This window comes from Marinobacter sp. UBA2498 (assembly GCF_002341575.1).
In the GTDB taxonomy this organism is placed as follows: Bacteria; Pseudomonadota; Gammaproteobacteria; order Pseudomonadales; family Oleiphilaceae; genus Marinobacter; species Marinobacter manganoxydans.
In genome coordinates, this window is record NZ_DDOI01000150.1 from 55,924 (window position 1) to 59,986 (window position 4,063).

General features: G+C 60.9%; 3 protein-coding genes. All 3 read left to right on the forward strand.

The annotated features are described in order from the left end of the window. Nucleotides 1-114 precede the first annotated feature (114 nt). Nucleotides 115-1,476, forward strand: coding sequence for a glycine cleavage T C-terminal barrel domain-containing protein (locus B2W52_RS21075; RefSeq protein ID WP_286804020.1), 1,362 nt, complete (start codon nucleotides 115-117; stop codon nucleotides 1,474-1,476). Nucleotides 1,477-1,542: 66 nt separating this feature from the next. Next, the gene (locus B2W52_RS21080) at nucleotides 1,543-2,457 is read left to right on the forward strand and encodes a methylenetetrahydrofolate reductase (RefSeq protein WP_286804021.1); all 915 of its coding nucleotides are present in this window, start codon (nucleotides 1,543-1,545) and stop codon (nucleotides 2,455-2,457) included. Continuing rightward, nucleotides 2,454-4,063: formate--tetrahydrofolate ligase (locus B2W52_RS21085; protein WP_286804022.1), on the forward strand; the 1,610-nt coding region annotated here is incomplete at its 3' end. The genes B2W52_RS21080 and B2W52_RS21085, both read left to right, overlap by 4 nt.

Here is a 4,063-nt window from a genome sequence, read left to right on the forward strand (position 1 = left end):
CTGCTGCCGTCCCTCTGACGCTTTTAGTCGACTGAGTGTCGTATTGGTTCCTCCCGGCAACCTCAAAGAGGGCCACATTGGGGCTATCGACAACCCGGGAAGGGGGGGATAGCAATGGCTGTTAAATTCGAGCAAGCACTTCTGGATTATCCACAACAACGGGCAGGTGCGGCACGCCAGCCTGACAGCGTCGACCAGTCTGATCGACGCGTTCCCATCAACCTGCGCCAGTCTGGCCCTACGCCGGTGGAGATGCTGATTTCCACACGGGTTCGCAAGTCGCCTTACTGGCACCTGGCCTACGAGGCGGGCTGCTGGCGGGCGACGGTCTACAACCGTATGTATCACCCCCGGGGTTATGTCCGCCCGGAAGACGGCGGCGCCATGCTGGAATACGAGTCGCTGATCCACGACGTGACCATGTGGAATGTGGCGGTTGAGCGCCAGATCCAGGTTAAAGGTCCGGACGCCGAGCGGTTCGTGAATTACGTGATCACCCGGGATGCGACCAAGATCAAGCCCATGCGTGGCAAGTACGTCATCCTCTGCAATGAAGAGGGTGGCATCATCAATGATCCTGTTCTGCTGCGGGTCGCCGAGGACGAGTTCTGGTTCTCGCTCTCCGACAGCGATCTGGAGCTGTGGATGCGGGGCGTCAACATTGGCATGGGCTTCAATGTCACCATCGCGGAAATCGATGTGGCACCGGTGCAGATTCAGGGCCCGAAGTCCGAAGCGCTCATGGCGGACCTGTTTGGCGACGCCGTTCGGGACATTCCCTACTATGGCTTGATGGAAGGCCAGGTGGCCGGCCATGACGTGATCGTGTCCCAGACCGGCTTCACCGGAGAGAAGGGGTACGAGATTTACCTCAAGGAAGCGACGAAATACGCCGAGGACCTCTGGTACACCGTGCTTGCCGCGGGCGAGCCCCACAACCTTCGGGTCATCGCGCCCGCCCACCATCGCCGGATTGCCGCGGGTATTCTGTCCTGGGGGCAGGATGTGGATCAGGAAACCCTGCCGTTCCAGTGCAACCTGGCGTACCAGGTGCCACGCAACAAGGAGGCCGATTACATCGGCAAGCAAAAGCTTGAGAAGGTCCGTGAGCAATTGGACGCCGGTCGCCCGCCTTTCAGCCACATCATGGTGGGCATCCGTTTTGGCGGCGGCAAGGTGACTGACTACTCCAACGATTTCTGGCTGATCAGCGGCCCGGACGGCGGCGAAGCGGAGGGCTATGTTACCTCCCCCTGGTACTCCCCGGAGCTTGAGACCAACATCGCGCTGGCGTATGTGCCGTTTGACCTTCGGGCTGTCGGCACGCGGCTTACTGTGCATCTTCCTGTGGAATATGCCGCCGCGGATGGCTCAACCGCTGTGGAGGCGGAAGTGGTGGAAGTGCCCTTCCGGCCTTCGGTGAATCCCAACGCCCGGGAAAGAGCCCGGGCCAAGGGGATCGACTTCGCCGATTAACCGAACGGGAAGAACCGGCGATAGCAGCTGTCGGGTAAACACCGTTGGCAATGGGGTGCGCGGTTTATGACACTGGTTAACGAAAGACAGGCGTTCAATCGGCCCGATGAGGAGGCAGCAGCACGGTTTCGTGATCTGGTGCGCTCGGCATCCATTGAGGCCACACCCCGCCAGATCCTGACGACAGAACATTTGCCGGATCTTCTGCCGGCGGGCACCTGCGTTTACGTGCCCTTCCTGCCAAAGGGGCAGTTCAGTGACACGCTGGAAGCTTCCCGTCGTCTGCTGGATCTGGGTATGCAGCCAGTGCCGCATGTGCCCGCCCGAATGGCCCAGAGCCGGGGGCAGTTGCGGGACTGGTTGGCCCAATTAGATGAAAGCGGGGTAGACCGTCTGCTGCTGATCGCGGGCGACAGCGATGCCGTGGCCGGCCCGTTTCCCGACACTTTGGCCGTGCTCGAATCGGGATTGTTGGCCCAGTTCCGGTTCCACGGTATCGGTGTTGCGGCTCATCCGGACGGCCATCCGATGGCGGATCGGGCAACCCTGGCTCAGGCATTGAGCGTCAAGCGTGAATACGCCCGTACGACCGCTACCAGGCTCTGGGTGGTCACCCAGTTCACCTTCGACGCTGAGGTGGTGATCGACTGGCTGCAAGGGCTGGGCAATATTCTGGAAGAGGTGCCTGTCTATATCGGCATGGCGGGCCCAACGCGGGTTAAAACGCTTATCGCTTATGCCACTATGTGTGGGGTAGGCGCATCCGCACGTATGCTGCTCCGTCGCCCTGGCAGTGCCCGAATGCTGGGTGCCTGGAAACCCGACGATATGGTCCGGGCACTGGTGCAGTATTGCCTGGAAAATCCGGAGACTTTGCTGCGGGGCATTCATCTGTTTCCGTTCGGAGGCCTGCGCCAGTCAGCGCAATGGATTCGGGAGCACAGTGGGTCCTGCGAGAACAACAGGGAGGCAGTGCCATGAGTCTTCAGTACAGTAAACTGACACCCGACACGCCAGCGCCGTCCGAGTTTCCGCCGCCGGGCACTCCGGATATCGAGATTGCCCGTTCGGTCCAGCCACAATCTATCCTGCTGTTGGCCCAGCAGCGTTTCGGGTTGCCGGCGGAGAGTCTGGTGCCCTTTGGCCATTACAAGGCAAAACTGGACATGGCCTACGTGGATACGTCCGACTCGGCACCCAGAGGCAAACTGGTACTGGTGACGGCCATCACGCCAACCCCGGCAGGGGAGGGTAAGACCACCACCAGTGTAGGGCTGAACGATGGCTTCAACCGGCTGGGTGTGCGTTCCTCCGTGTGTCTGCGGGAGCCGTCCCTGGGGCCCTGCTTTGGTATGAAGGGTGGTGCTGCCGGCGGAGGCCGGGCTCAGGTGATCCCGATGGAAGACATCAATCTGCATTTTAATGGCGACTTCCACGCCATCACCAGTGCTCATAACCTGCTGGCGTCACTGATCGATAATCACATTCATTGGGGCAATGAAGCCGGGCTGGATCCGCGTTACATAAGCTGGCGCAGAGTCATGGATATAACCGACCGGTCGCTGCGAAACATGGTCTGTGGCCTGGGCGGGGCGGCACACGGCGTGCCCCGTGAGACTGGGTTCGATATCACGGTGTCATCGGAAATCATGGCCATCCTTTGCCTGGCGGATGGCCGGGCGGACCTGAAGCAGCGCCTGGGAAATATCATCGTTGGACGGCGTTCGGACATGTCGCCGGTGACCGTTCGTGATCTGGGTGTCGAGGGCTCACTCACCGTACTGCTGAAAGAAGCCCTGCAGCCAAACCTGGTGCAGAGCCTGGAGCACAATCCAGTGTTTATTCATGGTGGGCCCTTTGCCAATATCGCCCACGGGTGCAATTCCGTCACCGCAACCCGGGCTGCGCTGGCTCTGAATGACGTGGTGGTTACCGAGGCCGGCTTTGGCGCCGACCTGGGCGCGGAAAAATTCATTGATATCAAGTGCCGGCACACGGGATTACGCCCGGATGCCGCCGTAGTGGTCTGCACCATTCGGGCCCTCAAAATGCAAGGCGGTATTCCCCGCAGCCAGCTGGGGATTCCCGACCTGGCGGCGCTGCGAAAAGGAGCGGCCAACCTTGAGCGGCATATCCGCAATCTGCAGCAGTTTGGCCTGACCCCGGTGGTGTGCATCAACCGTTTCCCGGATGACACCGAGGAGGAGATGGCGCTGGTCCAGTCCATCAGCGAGGAGCTGGGCGTGCGGGCAGTGCCCGCGGATCATTGGGCAACCGGTGGTGAAGGCGCCACTGAGCTGGCCCAGGCGGTGCTGGACCAGATGGATGAGGGCAAACCGGAGGTGAAATTCCTCTATGAAGACAGCCTGCTCCTGGCGGATAAGATTCGCACCATTGCCACCCGGATCTACCATGCCGGAAGCGTGGAGTTCACAACGATCGCCAAACGACAGCTGGAGGAATACGAGAGCCTGGGCTTTGGCCACCTGCCGGTGTGCATTGCCAAGACCCAGTACAGCTTCTCGGTGGACTCGTCGGTGAAGGGCGCGCCGTCCGGGCATATGTTGCCGGTGAGGGAAGTGCGCCT

Excerpts from the sequence above, each read along its gene's own strand:
- B2W52_RS21080 (WP_286804021.1), top strand. The coding sequence starts at position 1,543 with ATGACACTGGTTAACGAAAGACAGGCGTTCAATCGGCCCGATGAGGAG.
- B2W52_RS21075 (WP_286804020.1), top strand. The coding sequence starts at position 115 with ATGGCTGTTAAATTCGAGCAAGCACTTCTGGATTATCCACAACAACGG.